This is a genomic window from Flavobacteriales bacterium (genome assembly GCA_013214975.1).
GTDB lineage: Bacteria > Bacteroidota > Bacteroidia > DT-38 > DT-38 > DT-38.
Window position 1 is genome coordinate 1 of the sequence record JABSPR010000105.1, and the last position, 24,556, is coordinate 24,556.

General features: G+C 36.9%; 23 protein-coding genes. 12 read left to right on the forward strand and 11 right to left on the reverse strand.

Annotation, left to right across the window (positions count from 1 at the left end; genetic code table 11):
- Positions 1 to 42: 42 nt before the first annotated feature.
- From fabF to pyk, 3 genes are read left to right on the forward strand one after another with little or no spacing between them, the layout of a single operon-like run.
- Positions 43 to 1,296: a beta-ketoacyl-ACP synthase II gene (gene fabF / locus HRT72_04140; protein NQY66897.1), complete on the forward strand. Its 1,254-nt coding sequence runs from the start codon at positions 43 to 45 to the stop codon at positions 1,294 to 1,296.
- Positions 1,297 to 1,354: 58 nt separating this feature from the next.
- On the forward strand, positions 1,355 to 1,762 hold the full coding sequence (locus HRT72_04145; GenBank protein ID NQY66898.1) for an IPExxxVDY family protein: 408 nt from the start codon (positions 1,355 to 1,357) through the stop codon (positions 1,760 to 1,762).
- 7 nt (positions 1,763 to 1,769) lie between these two features.
- Positions 1,770 to 3,197: a pyruvate kinase gene (gene pyk, locus HRT72_04150; GenBank protein NQY66899.1), complete on the forward strand. Its 1,428-nt coding sequence runs from the start codon at positions 1,770 to 1,772 to the stop codon at positions 3,195 to 3,197.
- A 2-nt stretch (positions 3,198 to 3,199) separates the two neighbouring features.
- Here pyk and pheS read toward each other — a convergent pair whose 3' ends face one another.
- Together pheS and HRT72_04160 are read right to left on the reverse strand one after the other, a co-directional pair.
- Positions 3,200 to 4,240, reverse strand: a complete 1,041-nt coding sequence (gene pheS / locus HRT72_04155) for a phenylalanine--tRNA ligase subunit alpha (protein ID NQY66900.1) — start codon at positions 4,238 to 4,240, stop codon at positions 3,200 to 3,202.
- Positions 4,241 to 4,888 carry a peptidylprolyl isomerase gene (locus tag HRT72_04160; GenBank protein NQY66901.1) on the reverse strand — a complete coding sequence of 216 codons (648 nt, stop codon included), beginning with the start codon at positions 4,886 to 4,888 and terminating at the stop codon, positions 4,241 to 4,243.
- Positions 4,889 to 5,055: 167 nt separating this feature from the next.
- Between HRT72_04160 and HRT72_04165 the strand changes: the two genes are divergently transcribed.
- Positions 5,056 to 5,589, forward strand: a complete 534-nt coding sequence (locus tag HRT72_04165; protein ID NQY66902.1) for a CvpA family protein — start codon at positions 5,056 to 5,058, stop codon at positions 5,587 to 5,589.
- On the opposite strand, the gene HRT72_04170 is transcribed toward HRT72_04165, so the two are convergent.
- On the reverse strand, positions 5,582 to 6,772 hold the full coding sequence (locus tag HRT72_04170; protein ID NQY66903.1) for a phosphoglycerate kinase: 1,191 nt from the start codon (positions 6,770 to 6,772) through the stop codon (positions 5,582 to 5,584). The two genes, HRT72_04165 and HRT72_04170, sit on opposite strands and share 8 nt — an antisense overlap.
- 95 nt (positions 6,773 to 6,867) lie before the next feature.
- Between HRT72_04170 and HRT72_04175 the strand changes: the two genes are divergently transcribed.
- The 5 genes from HRT72_04175 to HRT72_04195 all read left to right on the forward strand — a co-directional run bounded on the left by HRT72_04175 (position 6,868) and on the right by HRT72_04195 (position 12,218).
- Positions 6,868 to 8,001 (forward strand): DNA polymerase III subunit delta, encoded by a 1,134-nt coding sequence (locus HRT72_04175; GenBank protein ID NQY66904.1) that lies wholly within the window; start codon positions 6,868 to 6,870, stop codon positions 7,999 to 8,001.
- A gap of 92 nt (positions 8,002 to 8,093) precedes the next feature.
- Positions 8,094 to 8,573 (forward strand): gliding motility lipoprotein GldH, encoded by a 480-nt coding sequence (locus HRT72_04180; protein NQY66905.1) that lies wholly within the window; start codon positions 8,094 to 8,096, stop codon positions 8,571 to 8,573.
- Positions 8,566 to 10,845, forward strand: coding sequence for a transglycosylase domain-containing protein (locus tag HRT72_04185; protein ID NQY66906.1), 2,280 nt, complete (start codon positions 8,566 to 8,568; stop codon positions 10,843 to 10,845). Before HRT72_04180 ends, HRT72_04185 begins: the two co-directional genes overlap by 8 nt.
- Positions 10,846 to 10,856: 11 nt before the next feature.
- Positions 10,857 to 11,555: a CoA transferase subunit A gene (locus tag HRT72_04190; GenBank protein NQY66907.1), complete on the forward strand. Its 699-nt coding sequence runs from the start codon at positions 10,857 to 10,859 to the stop codon at positions 11,553 to 11,555.
- Positions 11,556 to 11,561: 6 nt separating this feature from the next.
- Positions 11,562 to 12,218: a CoA transferase subunit B gene (locus HRT72_04195; protein ID NQY66908.1), complete on the forward strand. Its 657-nt coding sequence runs from the start codon at positions 11,562 to 11,564 to the stop codon at positions 12,216 to 12,218.
- An 8-nt stretch (positions 12,219 to 12,226) separates the two neighbouring features.
- On the opposite strand, the gene HRT72_04200 is transcribed toward HRT72_04195, so the two are convergent.
- The 6 genes from HRT72_04200 to HRT72_04225 form a co-directional block, all read right to left on the reverse strand.
- Positions 12,227 to 14,047, reverse strand: coding sequence for an ABC transporter ATP-binding protein (locus HRT72_04200; GenBank protein ID NQY66909.1), 1,821 nt, complete (start codon positions 14,045 to 14,047; stop codon positions 12,227 to 12,229).
- Between the two features lie 118 nt (positions 14,048 to 14,165).
- Positions 14,166 to 14,876, reverse strand: a complete 711-nt coding sequence (locus HRT72_04205; protein ID NQY66910.1) for a 3'-5' exonuclease — start codon at positions 14,874 to 14,876, stop codon at positions 14,166 to 14,168.
- A gap of 7 nt (positions 14,877 to 14,883) precedes the next feature.
- Positions 14,884 to 15,276: a hypothetical protein gene (locus tag HRT72_04210; protein NQY66911.1), complete on the reverse strand. Its 393-nt coding sequence runs from the start codon at positions 15,274 to 15,276 to the stop codon at positions 14,884 to 14,886.
- A 2-nt stretch (positions 15,277 to 15,278) separates the two neighbouring features.
- Positions 15,279 to 16,436 carry a serine hydrolase gene (locus HRT72_04215; GenBank protein NQY66912.1) on the reverse strand — a complete coding sequence of 386 codons (1,158 nt, stop codon included), beginning with the start codon at positions 16,434 to 16,436 and terminating at the stop codon, positions 15,279 to 15,281.
- Positions 16,437 to 16,447: 11 nt separating this feature from the next.
- Positions 16,448 to 17,155 carry a lipoyl(octanoyl) transferase LipB gene (gene lipB / locus HRT72_04220; GenBank protein ID NQY66913.1) on the reverse strand — a complete coding sequence of 236 codons (708 nt, stop codon included), beginning with the start codon at positions 17,153 to 17,155 and terminating at the stop codon, positions 16,448 to 16,450.
- 21 nt (positions 17,156 to 17,176) lie between these two features.
- Positions 17,177 to 18,160, reverse strand: a complete 984-nt coding sequence (locus HRT72_04225; GenBank protein ID NQY66914.1) for a bifunctional phosphoglucose/phosphomannose isomerase — start codon at positions 18,158 to 18,160, stop codon at positions 17,177 to 17,179.
- 135 nt (positions 18,161 to 18,295) lie between these two features.
- On the opposite strand from HRT72_04225, the gene lysS reads away from it, so the two are divergent.
- Positions 18,296 to 19,849 carry a lysine--tRNA ligase gene (gene lysS / locus HRT72_04230; protein ID NQY66915.1) on the forward strand — a complete coding sequence of 518 codons (1,554 nt, stop codon included), beginning with the start codon at positions 18,296 to 18,298 and terminating at the stop codon, positions 19,847 to 19,849.
- A gap of 4 nt (positions 19,850 to 19,853) precedes the next feature.
- A complete protein-coding gene (locus tag HRT72_04235) occupies positions 19,854 to 20,855 on the forward strand; it encodes an NAD(P)H-dependent glycerol-3-phosphate dehydrogenase (GenBank protein ID NQY66916.1) in 1,002 nt (333 codons plus the stop codon).
- Here HRT72_04235 and HRT72_04240 read toward each other — a convergent pair.
- Positions 20,847 to 22,631 carry an excinuclease ABC subunit C gene (locus HRT72_04240; GenBank protein ID NQY66917.1) on the reverse strand — a complete coding sequence of 595 codons (1,785 nt, stop codon included), beginning with the start codon at positions 22,629 to 22,631 and terminating at the stop codon, positions 20,847 to 20,849. The genes HRT72_04235 and HRT72_04240 overlap by 9 nt on opposite strands.
- A 186-nt stretch (positions 22,632 to 22,817) precedes the next feature.
- On the opposite strand from HRT72_04240, the gene HRT72_04245 reads away from it, so the two are divergent.
- A complete protein-coding gene (locus tag HRT72_04245) occupies positions 22,818 to 23,342 on the forward strand; it encodes an ORF6N domain-containing protein (GenBank protein NQY66918.1) in 525 nt (174 codons plus the stop codon).
- A gap of 5 nt (positions 23,343 to 23,347) precedes the next feature.
- On the opposite strand, the gene HRT72_04250 is transcribed toward HRT72_04245, so the two are convergent.
- Entirely contained in the window at positions 23,348 to 24,535 is a 1,188-nt protein-coding gene (locus HRT72_04250; GenBank protein NQY66919.1) for a T9SS type A sorting domain-containing protein, read from the reverse strand.
- Positions 24,536 to 24,556 lie beyond the last annotated feature (21 nt).

The window sequence follows — 24,556 nt, forward strand, 5'->3', positions numbered from 1 at the left end:
ATATTGAGAAGAACGCTAAATAATACCACTCACATTTACTAGATGCAACTAAAAAGGGTAGTTATTACCGGTTTAGGTGCACTTACCCCTATTGGGAATACGGTACCTGAGTTCTGGAAAGGATTAGAGGACGGTGTAAGTGGCGCTGGACCCATAACAAATTTTGATGCTTCAAAGTTCAAGACACAATTCGCGTGCGAATTAAAGAACTTTGATATCCATGATCATCTCGACAGGAAAGAGGCGAGAAAAATGGATATGTTCTCTAATTTTGCACTTGTTGCAGCAGAAGAGAGCATGCAAGATGCAGGTTTTAACCTTGATAAGGTGAACTTGGATAGAATGGGAGTTATATGGGGTTCAGGTATCGGTGGAATGAGATCTTTCTTCGACGAGTGTGTCGATTTTGCGAAAGGAGATGGTACACCAAGGTTTAATCCATTCTTTGTTCCGAAGATGATTCCAGATATCGCTGCAGGGCATATCTCAATTAGATACGGTTTTAGAGGATTAAACTATGCTACGGTTTCAGCTTGTGCATCTTCAACGCATGCAATAATCGATTCATTTAATTATATCCGTTTAGGAAAAGCAGATGCAATTATAACGGGAGGATCAGAATCACCTATCTCAATGCCAGGTGTTGCTGGGTTTAATGCTTCAAGAGCATTATCGACTCGTAATGATGATCCTAAAGCAGCTTCTAGACCATATGATGCAGATCGAGATGGTTTTGTCTTAGGAGAAGGCGCTGGTTCATTAATATTAGAGGACCTAGAGCACGCAGAAGCAAGGGGAGCAAAAATTTATGCTGAAGTTGTTGGTGGAGGAATGACTGCTGATGCACATCACATTACAGCACCACATCCAGAAGGACTAGGAGCGAAAAATGTTATTTTAAATGCGTTGGATGATGCGCACTTAACTCCGGAAGATATTGATTACGTGAATACGCATGGTACCTCTACACCTTTGGGTGATATTGCAGAATTGAAAGCAATAGTAGACGTATTTGGCGAGCATGTTTACGATCTTAATATTAGTTCATCTAAATCGATGACTGGTCACTTATTAGGTGGTACAGGTGCTATCGAGGCGATAGGTTCGTTGATGGCTATAGAAAAGGGAATTATACTTCCAACAATTAATTTGGACAATCTAGATCCAGCAATCGATAGTAAACTTAACCTTACTCCAAATAAATCTCAGAAAAGAGATGTGAAGTATTGCTTGAGTAATACATTCGGATTTGGAGGCCATAATGGCTCAATCATTTTCAAAAAGTTTGATAGCTAGAAACGAGTTAATTTTAACACGTTCTAGTTTATTATATACTTGGTAAATACTAGGCCGGATGAAAAAATTAGTGCTTGAAACAGAAGATGATTTTGATTTTGCACTAATTGCTATTAGCTGCCATGCAAAGGACTATAAAATTTGCTGGTCGATTAATAAAGAGTTTAAGTTTAATTTAAAGCGAGAAGAGGATATCTTAATTAAAAACAGAAATGAAGATATCAGTTACTCGCTCTACATTTACGACGACGAATTAAGACATTGTACAGTCCATTTGATCGAGAATAGATCAGGATTGGGTTATTTAATACCAGAACAAAAGCAAGCAGATTACTTTGTTTTGGTAAAAGGATATTTTGACGAGGTAGAAGAGATGATAAAAAGACTAAAGAAGATTGATGTGGTTCTTACAGCGTATTCGCTTGACCCAACTTCTCTGAAGTCGAAAAATAATTTATTGATATAATACGACCATGAAATCACCAAATAGAACAAAAATTATTGCTACCATCGGGCCAGCATCATCTTCTAGAAAAGCACTAAAAGATTTAATCAAATCTGGAGTGAATGTGTGTAGAATTAACTTTTCACATGGTTCGCATGAGGATCACTTAGAGGTAATAAATCATGTTAAGTCTATCAACAAAGAAATGCATGTTCACACCGCATTGCTTGCAGATTTACAAGGACCGAAGTTAAGAATTGGTGAGGTTGAAAATAATGGAGTTCAGATTGTTAATGGGAAGACGCTAATAATAACAACTAAAAAATGTATAGGTACATCTAAGAAAGTATATATCACTTATCCGCAATTTCCAAAAGATGTTAAAGCAAAACAAAAAGTTTTACTAGACGACGGAAAGTTAATTCTTGAGGTTATAAGTACGGATAGAAAGTCAGAGGTAAGCACAAAGATTATTGCGGGTGGAACATTATCCTCAAAAAAAGGTGTTAATCTTCCAGATACAAAGGTGTCCTTGCCTTGTCTTACTAAAAAGGATAAAGAAGATTTAGATTTTGCTCTTAAGCATAATGTGGAATGGATGGGACTTTCTTTTGTTAGAAAGGCATCTGACATTAAACAATTGAAAGCAATAATAGCTAAATCGGGAAGCACAGCTCGTGTGGTTGCTAAGATGGAAAAGCCAGAGGCTATTCTTAACATGAAAGATATCATTAAGGCAACAGATGCAGTAATGGTTGCTCGTGGAGATTTAGGTGTGGAAATTCCTATGGAGGATGTACCATTGGTTCAGAAGCTTCTTGTATCGGAATGTTTAAAGGCTTCTCGACCAATTATTGTTGCAACACAAATGATGGAGAGCATGATTGATAATGTAACTCCAACAAGAGCAGAAGTAAATGATGTTGCTAATTCATGCATGGATGGTGCGGATGCTTTAATGCTTAGTGGAGAAACTTCGGTTGGAAAACACCCAACTACGGTAATTAAGGCAATGCATAGAATTATTGCGAATGTTGAGGCGTATGAGAATATTTATAATAAAGCTTATACTTTCTCTACAAGTAAAGATCGTATGATAGCCGACAATATTAGTTACAATGCATGTACGCTTTCAGATAGAATAGGTGCAAGTGGAATTGTAACCATGACGGTTTCTGGTTATACAGCCTATAAAATCGCAGGATTTAGACCTAAGTCAAGAATATTTGCTTTTACAAGTAACCATTCTTTATTAAATACCTTGAGTTTAGTTTGGGGTGTTACGGGTTACTACTATGATGGATTTGTAAGCACGGATGATACAATTGAAGATATTGTCAAGGTGTTGAAGAAAGACAAACACATTAAGAAAGACGACTTGTTGATTAACGTAGCAAGTATGCCGATCAAAGACAGGTTACAAGCAAATATGCTTAAGATAACGGAAGTTAAATAAGGCTATCGAGCAGCTTTAAATTGATCTAAGAACCTGGCGTCGTTCTCGAAGAACAATCGTAAATCATCTATTTGAAACTTGAGCATCGTAATACGTTCGATGCCCATTCCGAATGCAAATCCGGTATATTCTTTAGAATCAATTCCGCAATTTTCCAATACGTTTGGATCTACCATTCCACATCCTAATATCTCCACCCATCCAGAGTATTTGCAAATATTGCATCCACTTCCACTGCATATGTTGCATGAGATGTCCATCTCAGCACTTGGTTCTGTAAATGGAAAGTAAGAAGGCCTAAATCTAATTTTAGTATCTGCTCCAAACATCTCTCTAGAGAAATGCAAAAGAGTTTGTTTCAAATCGGCGAACGAAACGTTCTTATCAATATATAAACCTTCTACTTGATGAAAGATGCAGTGAGCTCTTGCCGAAATAGCTTCGTTACGGAATACTCGACCCGGTGAGATAGTTCGAATAGGGGGTTTGCCATTTTCCATTACTCTAACCTGAACAGAAGATGTATGGGTTCTAAGAGCAATTTGTTCTTCTGGTGTACCACCTGGTTTATTTTGGATGAAGAAAGTATCCTGCATATCTCTAGCCGGATGTTCTTCGGGAAAGTTTAACGCACTGAAGTTATGCCAATCGTCTTCGATTTCTGGGCCGTACGAAAGGGTGAAACCCATTTTGGAGAATATGTCAATTATCTGATTTCTAACAATAGATAGAGGATGTCGACTGCCAAGTTCACTTGGATATCCAGGCATTGTAAAGTCTTCTTCTGTAGAAGTAGTATTTCCTTTTACAGAGGTAGAAGATTTTAAACCGTCAATTTTTGCTTTCGCTTTATTTTTCAACTCGTTAAGAGCAATGCCAATATCCTTTCGATCTTCTTTTGCAATAGATTTGAAATCGTTAAACAAATCGGCTACTGCGCCTTTCTTACCTAAGAATTTAATTCTAAACTCTTCAATTTTTTGAGCATCGTTTGAAGCGAACGCTTCGATTTCTTCTATAAATGAGTCGATTTTTTCTTTCATCTATTCCTCTATTATTTTCATTCTCATTGTAACATCAACTAAAGGCTTATCTCCGTATCCTGTTCTAACAGCGGCTATTTTGTCTACCACATCAAGACCTTCTATTACTTGACCGAAAACCGTGTAATCGCCATCCAATTGAGGCGTGCCTCCTTTTTCCATGTACTCTTTCTTTTGCTCCGCTGTATAAGGGAAACCAGAACTTTTTGTGATGTTGGCTAAATCTGCGTTTCTATATTTCTTGCCGTGAACAATGTAAAATTGAGACCCTGACGACTCTTTCATTGGGTTAACCCTATCACCTTGTCTCGCTGCACTCAGCATTCCTTTTGTATGAACATAGTGAGGTTTAATTTCAGCCGGTATTGTTTTTAAAGGTCCTCTAGGGTTTTTAAGTTCACCACCTTGTACCATAAAAGTCTCGATAACTCTGTGAAAAATGGATCCGTTGAATTGCCCACTTTTAACGAGCATCATAAAATTTTTTCGATGAAGTTTGGTGTCATCGAAAAGAATAATGGTAATATCTCCCATGCTCGTAGTAATAAGAATTTTCGTTTGCGGTTTTTCTTCCTGCGAAAAAGAGGAAAGGCTCAATATAATCCCAGATAGGAATACAAGTATGGCAATAATATTTCTTGCTTTCATGGCGATAATTTTTACTTCACAAAAGTATTACTTTTCGAAGTATATAATGATTGAGTTCTCTAATTGATTTATTTGGTCAGTCTTCTTTATCTAGATGATTCTTAAATGTAAGGAATTGGAAAAGGAAGTGAAGAGAGTAAGAATAAATTGTCGAATTTTGCAATCGTATGAATAACCTGTTCGACATCGTATTAATTATACCAATTGTATTGGCCCTTGTAAAGGGATACAGGAAGGGATTGATAATAGAAGTAGCTTCTTTGATTGCCCTTTTTTTAGGTGTTATAGTTGGATTGAAGTATTCTGGTTATGCAGGAAACCAGTTAAGGACAGTTGGATTGGATACAGATTATAATGAAATAGTAGGATTTATATGTCTTCTTGTTGTTGTGATTATTGGTGTACATCTCATAGCTAAATTTATAGAAGGATTTGTGAAGATGATCTTTTTAGGGTTTGCAAATAATCTCTTAGGATCAATTTTCGCAGCCCTAAAGATGGGATTGATAGTAAGTCTCATCGTATTTGTGATGCACGCCTTAGATAAGCGTACTCAGTTTTTGGATGAAGAATTCAAGGCACAATCTAGGCTTTACATGCCGATGGTGAACTTTGTTCAAATGGCTATACCTTTTATACAGGAATTAACTAAAAATAGATCGGAAGATCCTCCTTTGGAAGAGGGAGAAGTGATTACTTAAGAATTGCCTTTATACCCGGTAATTCCTTTCCTTCAATATATTCTAAAAGAGCACCGCCCCCAGTAGAGACATAACTGATTTTATCTTCTAGATTAAAATAATTTATTGCTGCAACGGAATCTCCTCCTCCAACTAATGAATACGCATTATTGGAAGTAGAACCGGCAATTGCATAAGCTATTTCTTTAGTTCCATTGGCGAAGTTTGAGAATTCAAATACCCCCATTGGCCCATTCCATAATATTGTTTTCGAATCGGCAATTACTTTTTTAAATGTTTCGATGCTCTTTTCTCCAAGATCCAATCCCATCCAACCATCGGGAATTTCGTCGATTTTAGAATAACTTGTGTTTGCCTCATTGCTGAACGAATCTGCTAATGTGGCATCTTCCGGTAAAAAGATATTTACACCTAACTTTTTCGCTTTGACCAAAACGTCAAGAGCTAATTCAAGTTTGTCTTCTTCCACAAGTGAATCTCCAATTTTTCCTCCCATTGCTTTTATGAAAGTAAATGCCATTCCACCTCCAATAATGATATTGGTCGTCTTTGCCATTAGCTCATTTAGAATATCGATTTTACCGCTAATTTTTGCGCCACCTACAATGGCTGTATATGGTTTTTTTGCATTTTCTTCAAGAATGTTTAAGTTGGTGATCTCCTTTGTCATAAGAGCGCCAAATACTTTTTTGTTTTCAAAAAATTGTGCGATAACAGCTGTACTAGCATGTTCTCTATGGGCTGTCCCGAATGCATCGTTTACATAAATGTCTGCATGGTTCGCTAATTTTCTTGCAAAGTCTATATCACCGTTTTTCTCTTCTGGATAGAAACGTAAGTTTTCCAAGAGTAAAATATCTCCTTCAGATAAACGGTCAATAGCAACGTCAACCTTTTCTCCAATACAGTCATCAACAAATTTTATATCCTGATTTAATAAATTAGAAAGATGTTTGAGAATATGTTGTAATGAAAACTTGTTCTCTGGACCATTTTTAGGTCTGCCTAAGTGAGACATTAAAATCACAATACCTCCATCAGCCACAATCTTTTTAATAGTCGGAATCGCTCCTCGAAGCCGAGTGTCATCAGTTACTTTAAAATTACTGTCTAGAGGTACATTAAAGTCTACTCTAACTATGGCTTTCAGTCCAGAAAAACTAAGGCTGTCTATTGTATTCATGTACGTAAATCTATTTGTAATTCTTTGATGAACCAACCATTATTAGCATTAAAAATCAACCCATTATTAACTAACTTTGAATCAAGATATTTAGCATGAAGTTTAGCGACATTATTGGGCAGCAACAAATAAAGAATAGATTAATAGGGTCTGTTAATTCTAAGCAAATAGCCCATGCACAAATGTTTGAAGGTCCTTCCGGATCTGGAAAACTGGCTCTTGCTATTGCATACGCACAATTTATATCCTGTACCGATAAACAAGAAAATGATTCTTGTGGGATTTGTCCTTCTTGTGTTAAAATTTCAAAACTAGCTCATCCAGATCTTAATTTTGCTTTTCCAGTAGCAACTACAAAAAGCGTAACGAAAGATCCTATTAGTAATAAGTTTTTAGAAACGTGGCGAGAATCTGTTTGTTCAAACGCTTATCTGAATATTGATATGTGGATCGATGCGATTGGCACACAGAATAAACAGCTGGCCATAGGTAAATTTGAGGCGGAGGATATTATTCGAAAGCTGAGTCTAAAAAGTTTTGAATCGGAGTTCAAGATTATGATAATTTGGCATGCCGATCGAATGAATGCATCTGCTTCGAATAAATTATTGAAAATTATCGAAGAGCCTCTTGCGAACACTTTGTTTATTCTTTTAACCGAGAAGGCAGACAGTATTTTGCCTACGATTTATTCCCGAACGCAGATAATTAATATAAATGCGGTTGATGATGATTCAATGATTAAGTATTTATCTAATGAGTTTGGGTTGGATGAAAATGCAGCAAAGGGCAACATTAGTTTTTCAAAAGGGAATGTTTTGGATGCTATTAGACTCGCTAATAATGAAGTTGAGAATATAAATACCGATTCATTTATTGATTGGATGAGACTCTGCTATGGCGCTAAGGTTCCGGAAATCATTGCTTGGACAGAATTGATGTCGACAATAGGAAGGGAGCGTCAGAAGAGCTTCTTATTATACAGCTTAAAGATGACTAGAGAGAGTCTGATAATGAATTATGAGAAGCAGTTGGTGAATTTAGAAGAGAAAGAAAAAGGATTCGCAGAGAAATTCTCACCCTTCATAAATGAGATAAATGCAGGTAAAATGTCGTCGATGTTTAGTAAAGCATATTCCGATGTGGAAAGAAATGCCAACCCGAAAGTGATGTTATTAGACTTATCCTTGAAGTTAACAAAGTTGTTAAGAACAAAACAGGCGGCATAACTAATTATTAAGTTGGGGATTAAATCAGAAAAAGAAATTTAATTTTAAACAGCGGGTTTATAAATGGAGCATCATATCCTTAAATGAAAAGTATGAGTACGGGGCAATATCTTTTTAGAATAGTTGGGTTATTTATTTGCATTGGCATAATTGGATGCGATTCGAATAGAGTGTATGAAAATAACATTGAGATAGCCGAAGGTATTTGGAATAAGGATTCTACATTAATTTTCCAGATAGATATTCAAGATACCATTGTAGAGCACAATCTTTCCATAAATATTAGAAATCAAGGAGGGTATGCATACAGTAATTTATTTCTTTTTGTAAAAGCGATTTCACCACTTGGAAGCATGATAAAGGATACGGTTGAAATTACGCTTGCAGAAAAAAATGGTAAATGGAAGGGTGAAGGAATTGGAAATATATTTCATCTAAGACAGTTATACCGACAGGCTATTCGATTCCCTTATGCAGGGCTATATACTTTTGAAGTGCAGCACGCAATGCGAGAAGATAATTTAGAAGAGATCGTAGATATAGGTTTTAGATTAGAAAAGATTAATGAGTAAACAAAAGAAAAAAAAGAAAAAAAGCTTAGTCGTTTGGCTCTGGTTTTTTGGACTGGGATCGATCTTTGGAATTGCCGGTTTGTTTTATTCAATCTCCTTAGGATTATTTGGAGACCTTCCTAAAATAGAGGAATTAGAGAACCCTAAAATAAATCTTGCAACAGAAATCTACTCTTCGGATCAGGAAATTTTAGGAACTTACTACTTTGAAAACAGATCGAATGTGAAGTTCGATGAAATGAGTCCGAATTTAATAAATGCCTTAATTGCTACAGAGGATGTACGGTTTTTAGAACATTCTGGGATTGATTTTCAAGGATTAGCAAGGGCTATTTTTTACATGGGTAAAAAAGGTGGGGCAAGTACTGTTACACAACAACTTTCGAAATTAACTTTTCATAAAAGAGATACGGGTTATAAAAGGGTTCTCCAAAAATTAAAAGAATGGATTATCGCAGCGCAATTGGAGCGATATTATACAAAGCAAGAAATTGTAGCAATGTACTTCAACAAAGTTGATTTTGTAAATAATGCGGTGGGAATAAAATCTGCTGCACGTGTTTATTTTAGTACAACACCCGATTCTCTTAAAATTGAAGAGGCGGCAACATTTGTTGGTATGCTTAAGAACCCTTCTCTTTTTAATCCTTTAAGACGAAGAGACACTACCGAGTTTAGACGAAATATTGTGTTATCTCAAATGAAGAAGAATTTAGTTATTACGCAACAGGAGTATGATTCTTTGAGGATGATTCCTCTAAAATTATCTTACAAACGGGTTGACCATAATGAAGGATTAGCACCATACTTTAGAGAGGTCTTGCGTGCAAAAATGAAAAAATGGTGCAAGGCACATCAGAAACCAAACGGAGATAATTATAATTTGTATACCGATGGTTTAAAAATCTACACAACCATCAATTCAAAAATGCAGGAATATGCTGAGTACGCAGTTAGAGAGCATATCGGTAATTATTTGCAAGATGCATTTTATCATTCTTGTTCGAAGAAGTCAAACCCTCCTTTTGAAAGAAAAGTAACCGATAAGCAGGTTAAAAAAATAATGACACAAGGGATGAAAAGATCGGAACGATATAGACTGCTACGCAAAAGAGGAATGTCGATGGATAGCATCATTATCAATTTTGATACCCCTACTGAAATGAGAGTTTTTTCTTGGAAAGGGGATATTGATACAGTTATGACTCCCCTGGATTCGATTCGGTATTACAAGTATTTTCTTCAAACAGGCTTTATGTCGATGGATCCACATACCGGATATATTAAGGCTTGGGTGGGTGGAATTAATTACAAGCATTTTAAATACGATCACGTTAAATTGGGTAAAAGACAAGTGGGATCAACATTTAAACCTTTTGTATATAGCTTGGCTATAGAGGCTGGCTTGTCACCTTGTAAAGAGATCCCTAATGTTCAAGTTTTCTTCGATATGCCAGCAGGACAACCAGATTGGTCGCCTAGAAATGCCGGTGGTGAGTATGGAGGTATGATGTCTTTAAAGTATGGATTGGCCAATTCGGTTAATACTATTACCTCTTGGATTATGAAACAATTTGGACCAAGAGCGGTTGTGAAGAGAGCACAAGACATGGGAGTAACCAGTAAAATGGATACTGTTCCATCGCTTTGTTTGGGTACGTCTGATATATCGGTATATGAAATGGTTGGTGCAAATAGCACTTTCGCAAATAAAGGAGTTTGGATCGAACCAACTTTCATAATTCGAGTAGAAGACAAGCATGGGAATGTAATTGATGATGCAAGTTTTAGACCTGAAAAAAGAGAAGTGATGAGTGAGACCGGAGCATATGTAATGACCAGTTTAATGAAAGGGGTTGTAGATGGTGTGTACAACGAACACAAAGGGAAAACTCTCGGTAGTGCCATGCGATTAAGAAGTAAGCCAAATAAAAAGAGACCTTATACCGGATTTAGAAACCCGATTGCAGCTAAAACGGGTACTACCCAAAATCAATCGGATGGATGGTTTATGGGTATCACACCTGACCTAGTATCTGGTGTATGGGTTGGAGCAGAGGACAGAAGTGTTCACTTCGATAGGCTATCGTTAGGGCAGGGTGCTAATATGGCGCTACCTATTTGGGCTTATTACATGCATAAAGTATATGAAGATTCTACTCTTAATATTAGTCAAGGGGATTTCGAAATTCCCGAAGGAGGTATTACTATTGAATTAGATTGTGATAAGGTAAAAGGTGGAAGTGTAGGAAATGATTTTCTAGATTTTTAGACAATAACTAAATGGATAAATCTGTAAAAGACGTTCAAGAGGCTATAGCCGGCATAACGGATAATATGACGTTGATGCTTGGCGGATTTGGTTTATGCGGGATTCCTGAAAACTGTATTAATGCGTTAGCTGCAACTGATATTACTGGCCTCACTTGTATTTCAAATAATGCCGGTGTTGATGATTTTGGATTAGGTCTTTTACTCAGGAAAAGGCAAATTAAAAAAATGATCTCTTCTTACGTCGGCGAGAATGAAGAGTTTGAAAGACAAATGCTCAGTAAAGAGTTAATTGTAGATCTTATTCCTCAGGGAAGTTTAGCAGAAAGATGTAGAGCAGGTGGAGCGGGCATACCAGCATTTTATACACCTGCAGGATATGGTACTGAGGTGGGTATCGGTAAAGAGGTAAGAGACTTTAATGGCAAACCACATATTTTAGAGATAGCATTAACTGCCGATTTTGCTATTGTAAAGGCTTGGAAAGGAGATTCAGCAGGAAACTTAATATATAAGGCTACCGCCAGAAATTTTAACCCTCTAATGGCTATGGCGGGTAAGATAACAATTGCGGAAGTAGAGCATATGGTACCGCTTGGAGAACTAGAGCCAAACCAAATTCATACCCCCGGAATATTTGTTCAACGTATTTTTCAAGGGGAAATCTATGAGAAAAGAATAGAGCAACGAACAGTACGAAATAGGGATTAATCGATTATGGCTTTAGATAAGAATCAAATTGCACAACGAATAGCGCAAGAGCTACGCAATGGATATTATGTAAACTTAGGTATCGGTATTCCTACATTAGTTGCAAATTATATCCCTCAAGATATTGAAGTTGAGTTCCAATCAGAGAATGGTATTTTGGGAATGGGGTCATTTCCTTTTGATGGCGATGAAGATGCAGACTTAATTAATGCAGGAAAACAAACAATAACAGCTTTAGACGGTGCAGCATATTTCGACTCCGCAACCAGTTTTGCAATGATTAGAGGACAGCATGTGCAACTTACCGTTCTCGGTGCAATGGAAGTATCTGAGAAAGGAGATATCGCTAACTGGAAGATCCCAGGGAAGATGGTTAAAGGAATGGGAGGTGCAATGGATCTGGTGGCTTCCGCTGAGAATATTATCGTTGCAATGATTCACGCCAATAAGAAAGGAGAATCGAAGCTATTAAAAGAATGTACTTTACCAATTACTGGATTAGGCTGTGTTAAAAGGATAGTGACAAATCTTGCCGTTTTGGATATTACTAAAGATGGTTTCAAACTTATTGAGAGGGCTCCTGGGGTTTCTGTTGAGGAGATACAAGCAGTAACAGCTGGTAACCTGATTATAGAAGGTGAAATACCCGAAATGAGTATTTAATCTTACCGTTAAGGTTTTTCTAAATGAACCTGATTTTGTCTTCGAACTTCTTTCCAAACAGCAGCTGCCTTAATGTCGGCGAGTTCTCCTTTAGGAATAGCTTGAATTAGTTTCTTTGTGTACTCTGATTTAGGATTAGCATAAATCTCTCTGGAATCTCCTATCTCTTCAATTTTACCTTGGTTCATTACGATAATTCTATCGGACATAAATTTAACGACCGAAAGATCATGGGAGATAAAGATATAAGTGAAGTTGAATTCCTCTTGTAGATCGTTTAATAGATTTAAAACTTGTGCTTGAACAGAAACATCGAGTGCACTTACGGACTCATCGCAAATAATAAATTCTGGTTTAAGAGCTAATGCACGGGCAATACAAATACGCTGCCGTTGACCTCCTGAGAACTCATGTGGGTACCGGTAATAGTGGGATTCTTTAAGGTTTACTTTTTTAAGTAATTCAAAAACTTTTGCTTTTCTTTCTTCGTCATCCTTTCCAATATTATGGACTTTCATTGGTTCTAATATCGCATCGCCAATTAGCGCACGAGGATTAAGAGAAGAATAAGGATCTTGAAAAATGATTTGAATTTTCTTTCTTAAGTGCCTTAATTCAGTTTTTGATATTTTATTTATATCCTGACCTCTATAAATTATTTTACCATGTGTGAGTTCAATTAATTTTAAGAGGGTACGACCAAGCGTAGTTTTTCCACATCCAGATTCACCTACCAACCCCAGTGTTTCACCAGGATAAATTTCAAATGATACGTCATCAACAGCTTTAATTGTTGGAGCCTTTTTAAATAAATTCTTGGGACCTTTAAAATACGTACTCACATTTTCCACCCGCATTACAGGCTCTTGTTCATACATTTTCTTCAATCTTTCTTCTCGCTCATCTTCATTTACTCTAAAAGCTCGTTTAGTATCCTTTACAGATTTTTTAATCTCCACCATGTTTCCTTTCTCATCAAACTGCATAAAGTTTGAGATGGTAGGAAGCCGAGATAAATTATTTCTTAGAGAAGGCCGGCACGATAATAAACTCTTTGTGTAGGGATGTTGAGGATCAGAAAATATTTTCCAAACATTACCTTGTTCTACAATGCAACCCTTATACATCACTATAATTTTATCGGCTAATTCTGCAATTACACCAAGATCGTGCGTAATGAAAATGATGCTCTTATTGTATTTAAACTCTATATCCTGCATCAGGTCCAGAATGGTTTTTTGTACAGTTACATCTAGTGCAGTTGTGGGTTCGTCGGCGATAAGAATAGATGGTTCGCACGACATGGCCATTGCAATCATTACCCTTTGTTTTTGGCCACCAGATATTTGATGAGGATATGAATTATAAATTGCTTCCGGTCTAGGAAGCTTAACTTCTTCAAAAAGTTTTATGGTTTTTGCTTTGGCTCTATCCTTGGCAATATTTTGATGTAACATTATAGCTTCCGCTACCTGTTGCCCACATGTAAAAACAGGATTTAAAGACGTCATTGGTTCTTGAAATATCATTGATATTTCGTTTCCTCTGAATTTTCTTATTTCATTCTTATCGAGTTGCAGTAAATCCACTTCTCCATGTTCTGGTGAGGTATAGATTATTTCTCCATTCGAAATAAACCCGGGAGGAGATTGGACTAAGTTCATGATGCTAAGCGAGGTAACTGATTTTCCAGATCCAGACTCACCAACAATTCCGATAGTTTCTCCTTTGTTTAGGCTGAACGATATATTGTTAACCGCTAGGGTCGTCTCTTCCTCCGTTATAAATTCAACAGAAAGGTTTTTAACTTCTAAAATGGGCTTACCCATGAAATGCTTTATATCGTGTGATAATTAAAGGTAGCTCATCAATTGCCGGAAAGCAAATGATAGCAGTCGAACCACAAACCGGGCTGAGTTTCATACTCAGAACCAAAGGTTTGTACGTTTAATTTGGGATAATGATATCTTCTTCTAAAATAAGGGGCATCCCTTTGTATCGTAACAATAATTGAGCAACAGTAACGACGTCTTTTTGACAGTAAATCACGATACGATCGAGGTCCTTATCCTTCCAATAAACTCGAGCAACGTCGCTGCCATTGATGTCGTCTTTTGGTGTTGGGATGCCGAAAACATTTGCTAGCAATGCAATGGATGTATAGTTTTTATAATCTCCGAATTTCCATAACTCCATGGTGTCGAGATGATTTATTTCCCATGGTTTTTTTCCTGCAATGTCTAATATTTTGGGTAATCTCAATCCGTTAATTAGAGCTCTTCTTGCTATGTATGGAAAGTCGAATTCTTTCCCATTATGTGCACAAAGCATATATTTAGACTGACTATAATGCTGGTCCATCATTTCGATGAAGTTATATAGCAATTCTTTTTCGTCGTCGCCATAAAACGATTTCAATCTAAGTTTTCCACTTGCGGAAAATCCAATAGAAATACATATTATTTTACCGAACTCAGCTATTATACCAGCCCTCTCAGCAAAATAGTCTTCGGGAGTTTGATGTTCTTCTCGTTCGTATTTCGTCTTTTTTGCCCAAAGTTCTTGGAGACCTTCTGGTGCATCTGTGTAATTGGGATATCTTGGAACAGTTTCTATATCTAGGAAAAGGACATTCTTGATATTTATGTGATCTAACATGGGAAAGTTATTTTAATAGAATACCCTTTTTATTAATTAGCGGTATGTCAATTAAGTAATCTGAAATAGCACTTTCAGGTAAGATCACATATTTCTTGTCGAACATTTTAGTGCCCTCAAAAAAACTTACCCAGTACTCGTTGGTTAAGGTAAGAACACTTGGATCAATCGGTTCCACTTGTTTAAATGAATTCCCTTCCATTATTCCTAATGAATGTCTTAAGACAGAGGTTTTTACTTGTTCGCCTTTTCTTTTCCCATAGCCTTTAGAGGCTACCAAGACACCTTCTATCGGTGTATCTTTTAAGTTGATTAGAAACACCGTCCATTTGTTTTCTTCTTCTAGAACTATTGCAAGAGCAATGTCTTCTACTTTATTTTTGGGTATATCTTTTAGCATAATTATTTTAGAGTGAGGGCAGCATCGATGTATGTAAAAACATCTGCGGGATGTTTAGCTCCTGGAACCTTAGATCTTTTATGGCCCAGTCTTACCACTACCATTTCTTCATCTGGTATTACAATAATATACTGTCCTAGAATACCTCGAGCATAAAAAATGTCTTGATCGTTATAATTAAACATCCACCAGCTGTACCCATATCTATTATTTTGAGGACCATCTTCCTCTATTAGTTGAGCTGGAACCACAGATTGAATTGCATATTTCCGAGGTACAATCTGATTCCCATTCCACTTTCCTTTCTTTAAATATAGTTGACCTAGTCGAGCAAAATCTCTTACGTTAGAATATATACAACAGTATGCTTTTTCGTTGCCATCTTCATGATCTAGGTTCCAAAATGCATCTTGACCCGCTCCTATTGGTTTCCATAATTTTTCAGATGCATATTGGCTAATTTCCATACCAGTTGCTTCTTTGAGTACTTGTTGTAAGATTTGTGTATTGCCACTTAAGTATTTGAAAACCGTGCCTGGCTCTTCAGTAACCCTATAGTTGGCAGTTAATTTGCGTAGATCATTACCGTAATATGCTTTCGCTGGATAGGCAAATGGATTAGTGTAATCTTCATCGAAGTTAATACCTGAACTCATGGTGAGTAGATGCCTGATTGTAAGCTCGCTGTTTTTACCTTCATTGTAAGCAGGGAGGTACTTTCCTACCGGATCGTCAACACTTCTAATATTCCCTTCTTTGATAGCTATCCCAACTAAGATACTAACTACCGTTTTAGCTATCGAGAAAGAATTAGTGAGAGAGGAATTATTGTATTCTCCCCAATACTGTTCAGATATAATCTCTCCTTTTTTAATAACTAAGAATGCTATCGTCCCATACTTGTCGAATTCCTTCAAGTATTTTTCATTGATTTCTTGGCTATTAATATTGGCACTTTCTTCCCAGGGCTGATGGACTCCTTTATCAATTTTTCTGGATGAAAAAATATCTTTCTCATCAATACTCGGACCGGATCTTCCAAGTAAATATGTGTTCGCTACTGCTTTGAATATGTAAGAATTACCGGTAAGAATTAATAAAGTGCTAACGACGAACAGCAGGCAGATTAATCCCCAAAATACTTTGCTAATAAATTTCACTCGTGCTTATTCTAAAAGTTAATTAACTTCATCTCGAAGAGTTCTGAAAAATGGAGTTTTAACTTTTCCTTTACTTCTTGTACGTCAACGTCCTTACCTAGTTCAGCCTTCAAAGAAGTTACTTGCTTATCTGAAATTCCACAGGGTATAATATTTTCAAAATAATCTAGATCAGGATTAATGTTAAATGCGAATCCATGAAGGGTAACCCATCTACTACATCTAACACCCAATGCCGCGATTTTTCTGGTTTTAAGTGGTTTATCAACGTCGAGCCAAACACCAGTAAACCCTGGATTTCGATCACCTTCTATACCATATTCTTTAAGTGTAAGAATAATGGCTTCTTCCAAGTATCGCATGTATTTGGAGATGTCTGTAAAAAAATTTTCCAAATCGAGAATAGGGTACCCTACTATTTGTCCTGGTCCATGATAGGTGATATCTCCTCCTCGATTAATCTCATAAAAGGTGGCTTCTTTCTCTTTAAGTTGGTTTTCGTTAAGTAAGAGATTTTTTTTCTCGCCACTTTTACCAATAGTATATACATGGGGGTGCTCACAAAAAAGGAGGTAATGCTTATTCTGGATAGGTTCTGGAGTGCTTGAGTCGCGGGCATTAAGTTTTTTATCGACTAATTCTTTGTGTAACTTTTCTTGATACTTCCAAGCTACTTTATAATCCACAGTGCTCAGGTCTTTGAAGTATACTTTCTGCATAAGATACTCTCAAAAGATAATTTATAATTCTGATAATCTGGATTTAAGATCTACAATTACACCGACTTCAGTAGCGTCAATATTTTTCTTATCTGCAAGTAAAACAGAAATCCAGTCTGTAATATGTATGAGGTAAATTGTATTTTCTATTTGATTAGATCCCAGAGCGTCTATTTCGATAATGGTAGAAGTATATTTAGAAAAGACATTTTGACTAAAAGCCATTCGTTCCTTAGTACGGATATAGTCTCTTTCGTTTTTTAACATGACCACCGCCAAGTCTTCATTTTTAGTTCTCCAGCCTACAAGTTCGTTATGATTCATTTCAGGTAGAACATGATGCCAGCATAGCATTTTTGAATTTTCGTTAATCTGTTGTCGGAAGCGAATACTTACGCCCTCATTCTCAGAAGAGCTATATATTACAGGAATTTTACCTAATAATTTATTGGCGGCATCCTCCGCTATTTTAATAATAAACTCTTTGTTATCCACTAATAACTTTGAAGCATTTGAAACTTTACTGACATAAGACTCAGTAACCAAATTATATTTCTCAAAAACAGTTAGTAACTGAATAAAAGAAAGTCCAAATGCAGCTCTTGGAGGATATCCTCCTGGAATTTCAATGTAATTTATATTGTTGGATTTAGCCATTTCCAGAATTTTACCTCCAGAAGCTATGCAAACAATTTCTGCTCCTTTAGCTTTGCATTTCTCAAAAGACTCTATCGTTTCTTCTGTGTTACCAGAATATGAGCAAATGATTGCAAGAGTTTTATTGTTTACGAAAGATGGAATAGCATATGATTTATTTACAGAAACGGGCACTTTGGCATCTCCAGAAACAATTCCAACTACGATTGTTGCGCCTATTCCTGATCCTCCAAGCCCATTTATTAGTACATTTTGGAATTCTGTATCCCCAATATTTAAATTGGAATTTAGGCTAATTTCTACGGCAGTACGCAATTGCTCGGGGAAACTGTTTACAAGATCTTTCATAAAATATTGGCTTTAAATACTAAAATTAGCAAACTATGGTAAATATTAGCGTTTTTATTGCTCTTGTTTGATACCAACGCTTTTTTGAATAATTATTACGTATGTAAAGTTATCTTTGTTTCAAAATTTAATTACATGGAAAAATCTCTTTCCGAACAGGAAGAAATAAGAAGATCAGCTCTTCAAGAAATGGTTAATCTCGGATATGATCCATATCCGGCTGATACGTTTGAAACCAATGCGACTTCTGTAGAAATTAAGTCTGAATTTGAGGGGAATAACAGTAAGTTCCAAAGTGTAAAATTAGCCGGTAGGTTAATGAGTAAACGTATTATGGGTAAGGCGTCTTTCGCTGAACTGATGGATGCATCGGGCCGTATTCAGATATATGTTAACCGAGACGAAATTTGTCCGGATGAGAACAAAGAGCTCTACAATGTAATTTTCAAAAAGCATTTGGATATTGGTGATATTATTGGTGTAGAAGGCTATGTCTTTACCACTAAAGTTGGAGAGATATCGATTCATGTTTCTAGTTTAAAAGTTCTATGTAAATCGGTAAGACCATTACCTGTTGTTAAAGTAGATGAAGAAGGAAAAGTGCATGATGGCTTCACCGATCCGGAACAAAGATATCGTCAGCGATACGTGGATTTAATTGTAAATCCAGGAGTAAAAGAAACGCTTAAGCAAAGAACAAAACTGGTGCGTACCATGCGTGATTTCTTAAATGATAAAGATTACACGGAAGTAGAGACACCAATCTTACAACCTATATATGGTGGTGCAGCAGCTCGTCCGTTTAAGACGCATCACAACACATTAGACATGACTTTGTATTTGCGTATTGCGAATGAGTTATATCTTAAAAAATTGATCGTAGGAGGTTTCGAAGGTGTTTTTGAATTTGCTAAAGATTTCAGAAATGAAGGGATGAGCAGATTTCATAATCCTGAGTTTACGCAAATGGAACTTTATGTAGCCTATAAAGACTACAATTGGATGATGGGCCTAGTAGAGGAGATGATCGAGAAGATTGCTATGGAACTTCATGGAACTACGAAAGTACAAGTTGGGGAGAATGAGATAGACTTTAAACGACCTTACAAACGATTAACAATGTACGAAGCCATAGAGGAATATACTGGCATTGATATTTCGGAAATGGATGAAGAAGGCTTAAGAGCTACTGCTGCGAAGTTGGATATCCACATGGAGAAGAGCTATGGTAAAGGAAAAATCATCGATGAGATCTTTGGAGAGAAATGCGAAAAGCTTTTGATTCAACCAACCTACATCACAGATTATCCTGTAGAGATGTCTCCTTTGGCTAAGAAGCACAGGACCAAAGAAGGTTTAGTTGAGCGTTTCGAATTGATATGTAATGGTAAAGAAGTTGCCAATGCATATACGGAGCTTAACGATCCAATTGATCAAAGAAAACGTTTTGAAGAACAAGTGGAGTTGGGTAAAAGAGGGGACGATGAGGCCATGGTTTTGGATGAGGATTTCTTAAAAGCCATTGAATACGGCATGCCTCCAACTTCTGGATTAGGAATAGGAATAGATCGTTTGGCAATGATGATGACAAACTCCCATTCTATTCAAGATGTGCTGTTCTTCCCACAGATGAGACCAGAGTCGGTTAGTTCCAAGAAGACTGACGAAGAAATAAGTGCTGAAAAATAATAGTTTGGGAGAATCACCTTTGAGAATATCGGTTATAGGAGGCGGAAGCTGGGCAACGGCAATCGTAAAGATGTTGATGAACAATGCGAGTCATATTGGCTGGTGGGTTCGAAATGAGGAAACGGTTGATTTTATAAACGAATACAAAAGGAATCCCAAATACCTTGGTGCAGTTACCATTAACACAGATATAGTAAAACCATCTACAGATTTAAACGCTGTGATAGAAAGTGCAGACGTTGTGATCTTGGCTATTCCGGCGGCTTTCTTAGACGAGACTTTAAAAAATGCAGACAAGAAACTTCTGCAAGATCGAATAATATTTTCTTCGATTAAAGGAATTGTCCCTGAAGAGAATGCCATTGTTGGCGAATATCTGAACAATAAGTTTGAAGTAGATCTACAACAAATAGGTGTTATATCTGGACCTTGTCATGCTGAAGAAGTTGCATTAGAAAAACTTTCTTATTTAACGTTGGCTTGTCAGAATGCCGATAATGCGAATGCAGTGGCCGAGATGCTTTCTTGCAGATATATAAATACTACTGTTTCGGATGACATTTATGGCACTGAATATTCAGCAGTTCTTAAGAATGTGTTTGCATTGGCTAGCGGTATTTGTCATGGTTTAAACTATGGAGATAACTTTCAGGCGGTTTTAATCTCAAATGGAATTCAAGAGATAAAGCGTTTCGTGGATGAGGTTCACCCGATCGATAGAGACATTAAAAGCTCAGTGTACTTGGGCGACCTATTGGTTACTGCTTATTCCCAGTTTAGTAGAAACCGAACTTTCGGTAATATGATAGGGAAGGGCTATTCGGTTAAATCTGCTCAGATAGAACTGAACATGATTGCGGAGGGCTACTATGCTGTTAAGAGCATCAAAGAAATTAACGAGAACTACAATGTAGATATGCCAATTACGAATGCTGTTTACAATATCTTGTATGAAAAGAAATCTCCAATGAGGGAGATGAGGTTACTCTCTGATTTGTTATCCTAATCCCTTTTTAAGGACCTCTGCTTTCTTCTTTCCAATAACCTTTTCTATTTCTTCTAGGCTTGCTTCCTTAATCCGTTTGAGCGATTTAAACTCCTTTAACAAGTTTTTTGCCGTTGTTTCTCCAATTCCTTCAATCTTCGTCAAGCTAGAGTCGAATGTTGCTTTCGATCTTCTGTTTCGATGATGCTTAATTCCGAAACGGTGTGCTTCGTTTCTCAAGAACTGAATAATCCTTAACGTCTCCGATTTCTTATCTAAGTAAAGAGGCACCGAATCATCTGGGTAATAGATTTCTTCTAACCGTTTGGCGATTCCAATGATGGCTATCTTACCTCTTAGCCCGAGTTTATCCAAACTTTTTACTGCAGAGCTTAATTGTCCTTTGCCACCATCTACTATTATAAGTTGAGGTAGATCTTGCTTTTCTCTAACCAACCGGCCATAGCGCCTTTCTATTACTTCTTCCATGGATGCAAAGTCGTTCGGACCTTCTACCGTTTTGATGTTGAAGATGCGGTAATCTTTCTTGGCTGGTTTAACATCTTTGAAAACAACACATGCTGCTACCGGAAAATTTCCTTGGAGGTTTGAGCAATCAAAGCACTCGATGTGTTCGGGTAATTCAGATAACCTTAAGAGGTCTTTCATCTCCTCTAAGATCCTAAATTCACGCTTTTTTGGTACGTAGCTATTTCTCTCTTTCTGCTTATCGAGCATAAAGAATTTAGCATTTCGAGCAGATAGATCGAGTAGAGTTTTTTTGTCTCCTTTGATAGGTACGATCGTTTTAACTTCTGGGATTTCGGTGTCTAAATCGAATGGAATTAGAATTTCATTCACATCACTTTCAAACCTATTACGAAGATCTGTGATACCGAACTCTAAAAGCTGTTTATCCTCTTCCCCTAATTTCTTTTTAAGTTCTATGGTATGAGCTTGAATGATGGCGCCATTGTTAATCCGCATGTAGTTTACATAGGCGAACTTCTCTTCGGAAATAATAGTGTAGACCTCAATGTTATTAATCTTTGGATTTACAACTGTAGACCTCGATTTGTACTTCTCGAGCGTATCTATTTTATCCTTTATTAGCTGCGCATTTTCAAATTCCAGATCGGCAGCATGTTTGCCCATTAGGTCCTTGAGCTGCTTAATTACATTCGATAAATTTCCTTTCAGGATGTTCTTAATGGCTTGTATGCTTTCATTGTAACCTTCTTCCGATTGGTGATCTGCACAAGGCCCTAAACAGTTACCAATGTGAAATTCTAAACAAACTTTAAACTTCTCTTTTATAATATTGTCTTTCGATAAATTGAAGTTGCAGTTTCGAATAGGGTAGAGTTGAAAAACAAGATCTAATACCGTCTTCATCATCTTCATCGAGGCATACGGGCCGAAATAATCGCTGCCATCTCGCTTTAATGTTCGAGTAGAAAACACTCTTGGGAACCGTTCCTTTTTGATACAAATCCAAGGGTAGGTTTTGTCGTCTTTAAGCTGGATGTTGTATTTGGGTTGAAGCTCTTTTACAAGTGAGTTTTCTAGAAGTAGTGCTTCGTATTCGCTGTCTACGATGATGGGATTAACGTCAACGATGTTCTTAACGAGCATGTGTGTTTTACCACTCTCGTGCTTGCCTTTATTGAAATAGGAGGCCACACGTTTCTTAAGCGACTTGGCTTTACCAACGTAAATAATGGTTCCTTCCGAATTAAGGAATTGGTATATCCCAGGTTTATCTGGTAACGATTTTATCTTTCCGGAGAGGTCCATCGGCGGTTCTTATTCAGAAATAAAATTACTGAATTACTTTTGGGTAAAGTCATTACTTTTATATCAACATCAAGTCTCATTTCATACGATGATTTATTCCCAAAACAGATCCACTGATTTTCTAATAAAGGTTCATGTATCGAGTAAGTTTTGTTCGACTTGTTTTGAAATACTAAAAAATATAACATGAGAGAAGAAAGCATGTCTTCGGCATTAATATTAAGTAAGATCTATTTAATAAGAGGAATGAAAGTGATGTTGGACCGAGATTTGGCAGAACTTTATGGCGTTGAGACAAAAAGTTTGAAAAGAGCCGTGAAAAGAAATATTGATATATTTCCAAGCCATTTTATGTTCGAACTAACAAAAGAAGAACATGAGGTTTTGAGGTGCCAAAATGGTACCTCAAAAACGGGAAGTGGTGGTACACGTTATTTACCTATTGTTTTTTCAGAGCACGGTGTCTTGCAATTATCTCATGTGCTTAGAAGTAAAAAGGCTAAACTGGTTAGTATAAGAATTACTGAATTGTTTATTAAAATGAGAGAGGCTCTTTCTGATAATCTTCAACTCAAACTTGATGTAGAAAAGATTAAAAAGAAGCTGGAAAATCAGGATAAGAATATCGAACTGGTTTTTAACTACCTCGACGAGCTAATTGAAAAGCAGGATAATACTGAACCAAGAAAGAGGATAGGTTTTAAAAAGTAAATATTCTACTTAGAATAAAACACCTTCTTGGTTACCTGCTCATCTTCCGTATTGATTCTAACTAATAGAATTCCTTGTGGCATGTTCGGCAAAGCAAGTAAGTTATTCCCAGCATTAACATTTGCTTGTAGAATACTCTTACCAGTAAAATCGTATACCGAAACGCTTCCTGATTTATCCGACTTAACATGAAGTAAGTTAGAAGAGGTCCATATAGATATTGGCTCTACTTCAATATCTTCTACACCTGTAACATCATTAATTGTTGTTTCAGCGGTGAACGTTGCGCCGAGATCGTCTGTAACGGTAACTGTATAAACACCCACACATAGATTAGTTAAACCACTTGATGTAGAACCATCTGACCATAAGTAAGAATTTGAGACGCTTCCACATTGGGGAGTATTTGTAATAGATCCATCACATGTTCCATCTACAATATCGGTTGAACTTATTTCTAATGGTCCTTTTAACTCAACGGTAATTTGATCTTGTGCGGGAGTTGAACAACCATCGGATAACTCAACGGAATAGGCCGTTTGTGTTGATGGAGCTACGCTAATAGTATCTACAACGACATTGTTGACATATGAATTTATTGCGAAAATGGGTCCACTTAATGTACTCCATGAGTAAGTATAATCTTCATTTCCTCCACTAGCGGAAGCTATCAAATCAGTAGTGTCACCAAAACAGATGGATTCAACATCACTTATGCTAATCGATAATGGGTCAAGTACTTCAATGCAATCATCCACGGCGATGTTACAACCATTGCCATCTGTAACTGTTACTGAGTAGCAGGTGTTCTCTAAAGGATTAACGGTGTAAGCTAATTCGGTACCAAGCTCTGCCCATTGATAGCTATAGTTGCCAACGCCCCCTGAAGGCATAACTTGAAGACTAGTAGTTTCAGAAATATTGTAGCAGATCGATTCTGCTAGATCTATGGTGGCAGTTACAGATGTAACTGGAACACCGAGAGGTAATCCCTCAACACCAATTGTTCCCGTAGCGGTGGCAGTACAACCACTTGCGTCTACAACAGTAACAGTGATGGGTAATCCATTGTTATCAGTAAGGTTGCTGCCACTTAGGCTTCCATTATTTGACGTAAATGGTGCAGGCCATTCGTGTGCAAAATTGTAAGTACCACCACCATCTGGTGTTCCACCAGAAACTGAAATCGTCATTGTTCCATTTGCATCCCCATA

What these genes read in the sequence shown, in the direction of transcription:
- fabF (NQY66897.1), top strand. Translation starts at nt 43, where the DNA reads ATGCAACTAAAAAGGGTAGTTATTACCGGTTTAGGTGCACTTACCCCT.
- HRT72_04205 (NQY66910.1), bottom strand. Translation starts at nt 14,876, where the DNA reads ATGTTAGATCACATAAATATCAAGAATGTCCTTTTCCTAGATATAGAA.
- HRT72_04250 (NQY66919.1), bottom strand. Translation starts at nt 24,535, where the DNA reads ATGACGATTTCAGTTTCTGGTGGAACACCAGATGGTGGTGGTACTTAC.
- HRT72_04210 (NQY66911.1), bottom strand. Translation starts at nt 15,276, where the DNA reads ATGCTAAAAGATATACCCAAAAATAAAGTAGAAGACATTGCTCTTGCA.
- HRT72_04145 (NQY66898.1), top strand. Translation starts at nt 1,355, where the DNA reads ATGAAAAAATTAGTGCTTGAAACAGAAGATGATTTTGATTTTGCACTA.
- HRT72_04170 (NQY66903.1), bottom strand. Translation starts at nt 6,772, where the DNA reads ATGAATACAATAGACAGCCTTAGTTTTTCTGGACTGAAAGCCATAGTT.
- lipB (NQY66913.1), bottom strand. Translation starts at nt 17,155, where the DNA reads ATGCAGAAAGTATACTTCAAAGACCTGAGCACTGTGGATTATAAAGTA.
- HRT72_04225 (NQY66914.1), bottom strand. Translation starts at nt 18,160, where the DNA reads ATGAAAGATCTTGTAAACAGTTTCCCCGAGCAATTGCGTACTGCCGTA.
- lysS (NQY66915.1), top strand. Translation starts at nt 18,296, where the DNA reads ATGGAAAAATCTCTTTCCGAACAGGAAGAAATAAGAAGATCAGCTCTT.
- HRT72_04240 (NQY66917.1), bottom strand. Translation starts at nt 22,631, where the DNA reads ATGGACCTCTCCGGAAAGATAAAATCGTTACCAGATAAACCTGGGATA.
- HRT72_04180 (NQY66905.1), top strand. Translation starts at nt 8,094, where the DNA reads ATGAGTACGGGGCAATATCTTTTTAGAATAGTTGGGTTATTTATTTGC.
- HRT72_04185 (NQY66906.1), top strand. Translation starts at nt 8,566, where the DNA reads ATGAGTAAACAAAAGAAAAAAAAGAAAAAAAGCTTAGTCGTTTGGCTC.
- HRT72_04245 (NQY66918.1), top strand. Translation starts at nt 22,818, where the DNA reads ATGAGAGAAGAAAGCATGTCTTCGGCATTAATATTAAGTAAGATCTAT.
- pheS (NQY66900.1), bottom strand. Translation starts at nt 4,240, where the DNA reads ATGAAAGAAAAAATCGACTCATTTATAGAAGAAATCGAAGCGTTCGCT.
- HRT72_04190 (NQY66907.1), top strand. Translation starts at nt 10,857, where the DNA reads ATGGATAAATCTGTAAAAGACGTTCAAGAGGCTATAGCCGGCATAACG.
- HRT72_04200 (NQY66909.1), bottom strand. Translation starts at nt 14,047, where the DNA reads ATGGGTAAGCCCATTTTAGAAGTTAAAAACCTTTCTGTTGAATTTATA.
- HRT72_04175 (NQY66904.1), top strand. Translation starts at nt 6,868, where the DNA reads ATGAAGTTTAGCGACATTATTGGGCAGCAACAAATAAAGAATAGATTA.
- HRT72_04195 (NQY66908.1), top strand. Translation starts at nt 11,562, where the DNA reads ATGGCTTTAGATAAGAATCAAATTGCACAACGAATAGCGCAAGAGCTA.
- HRT72_04165 (NQY66902.1), top strand. Translation starts at nt 5,056, where the DNA reads ATGAATAACCTGTTCGACATCGTATTAATTATACCAATTGTATTGGCC.
- pyk (NQY66899.1), top strand. Translation starts at nt 1,770, where the DNA reads ATGAAATCACCAAATAGAACAAAAATTATTGCTACCATCGGGCCAGCA.
- HRT72_04160 (NQY66901.1), bottom strand. Translation starts at nt 4,888, where the DNA reads ATGAAAGCAAGAAATATTATTGCCATACTTGTATTCCTATCTGGGATT.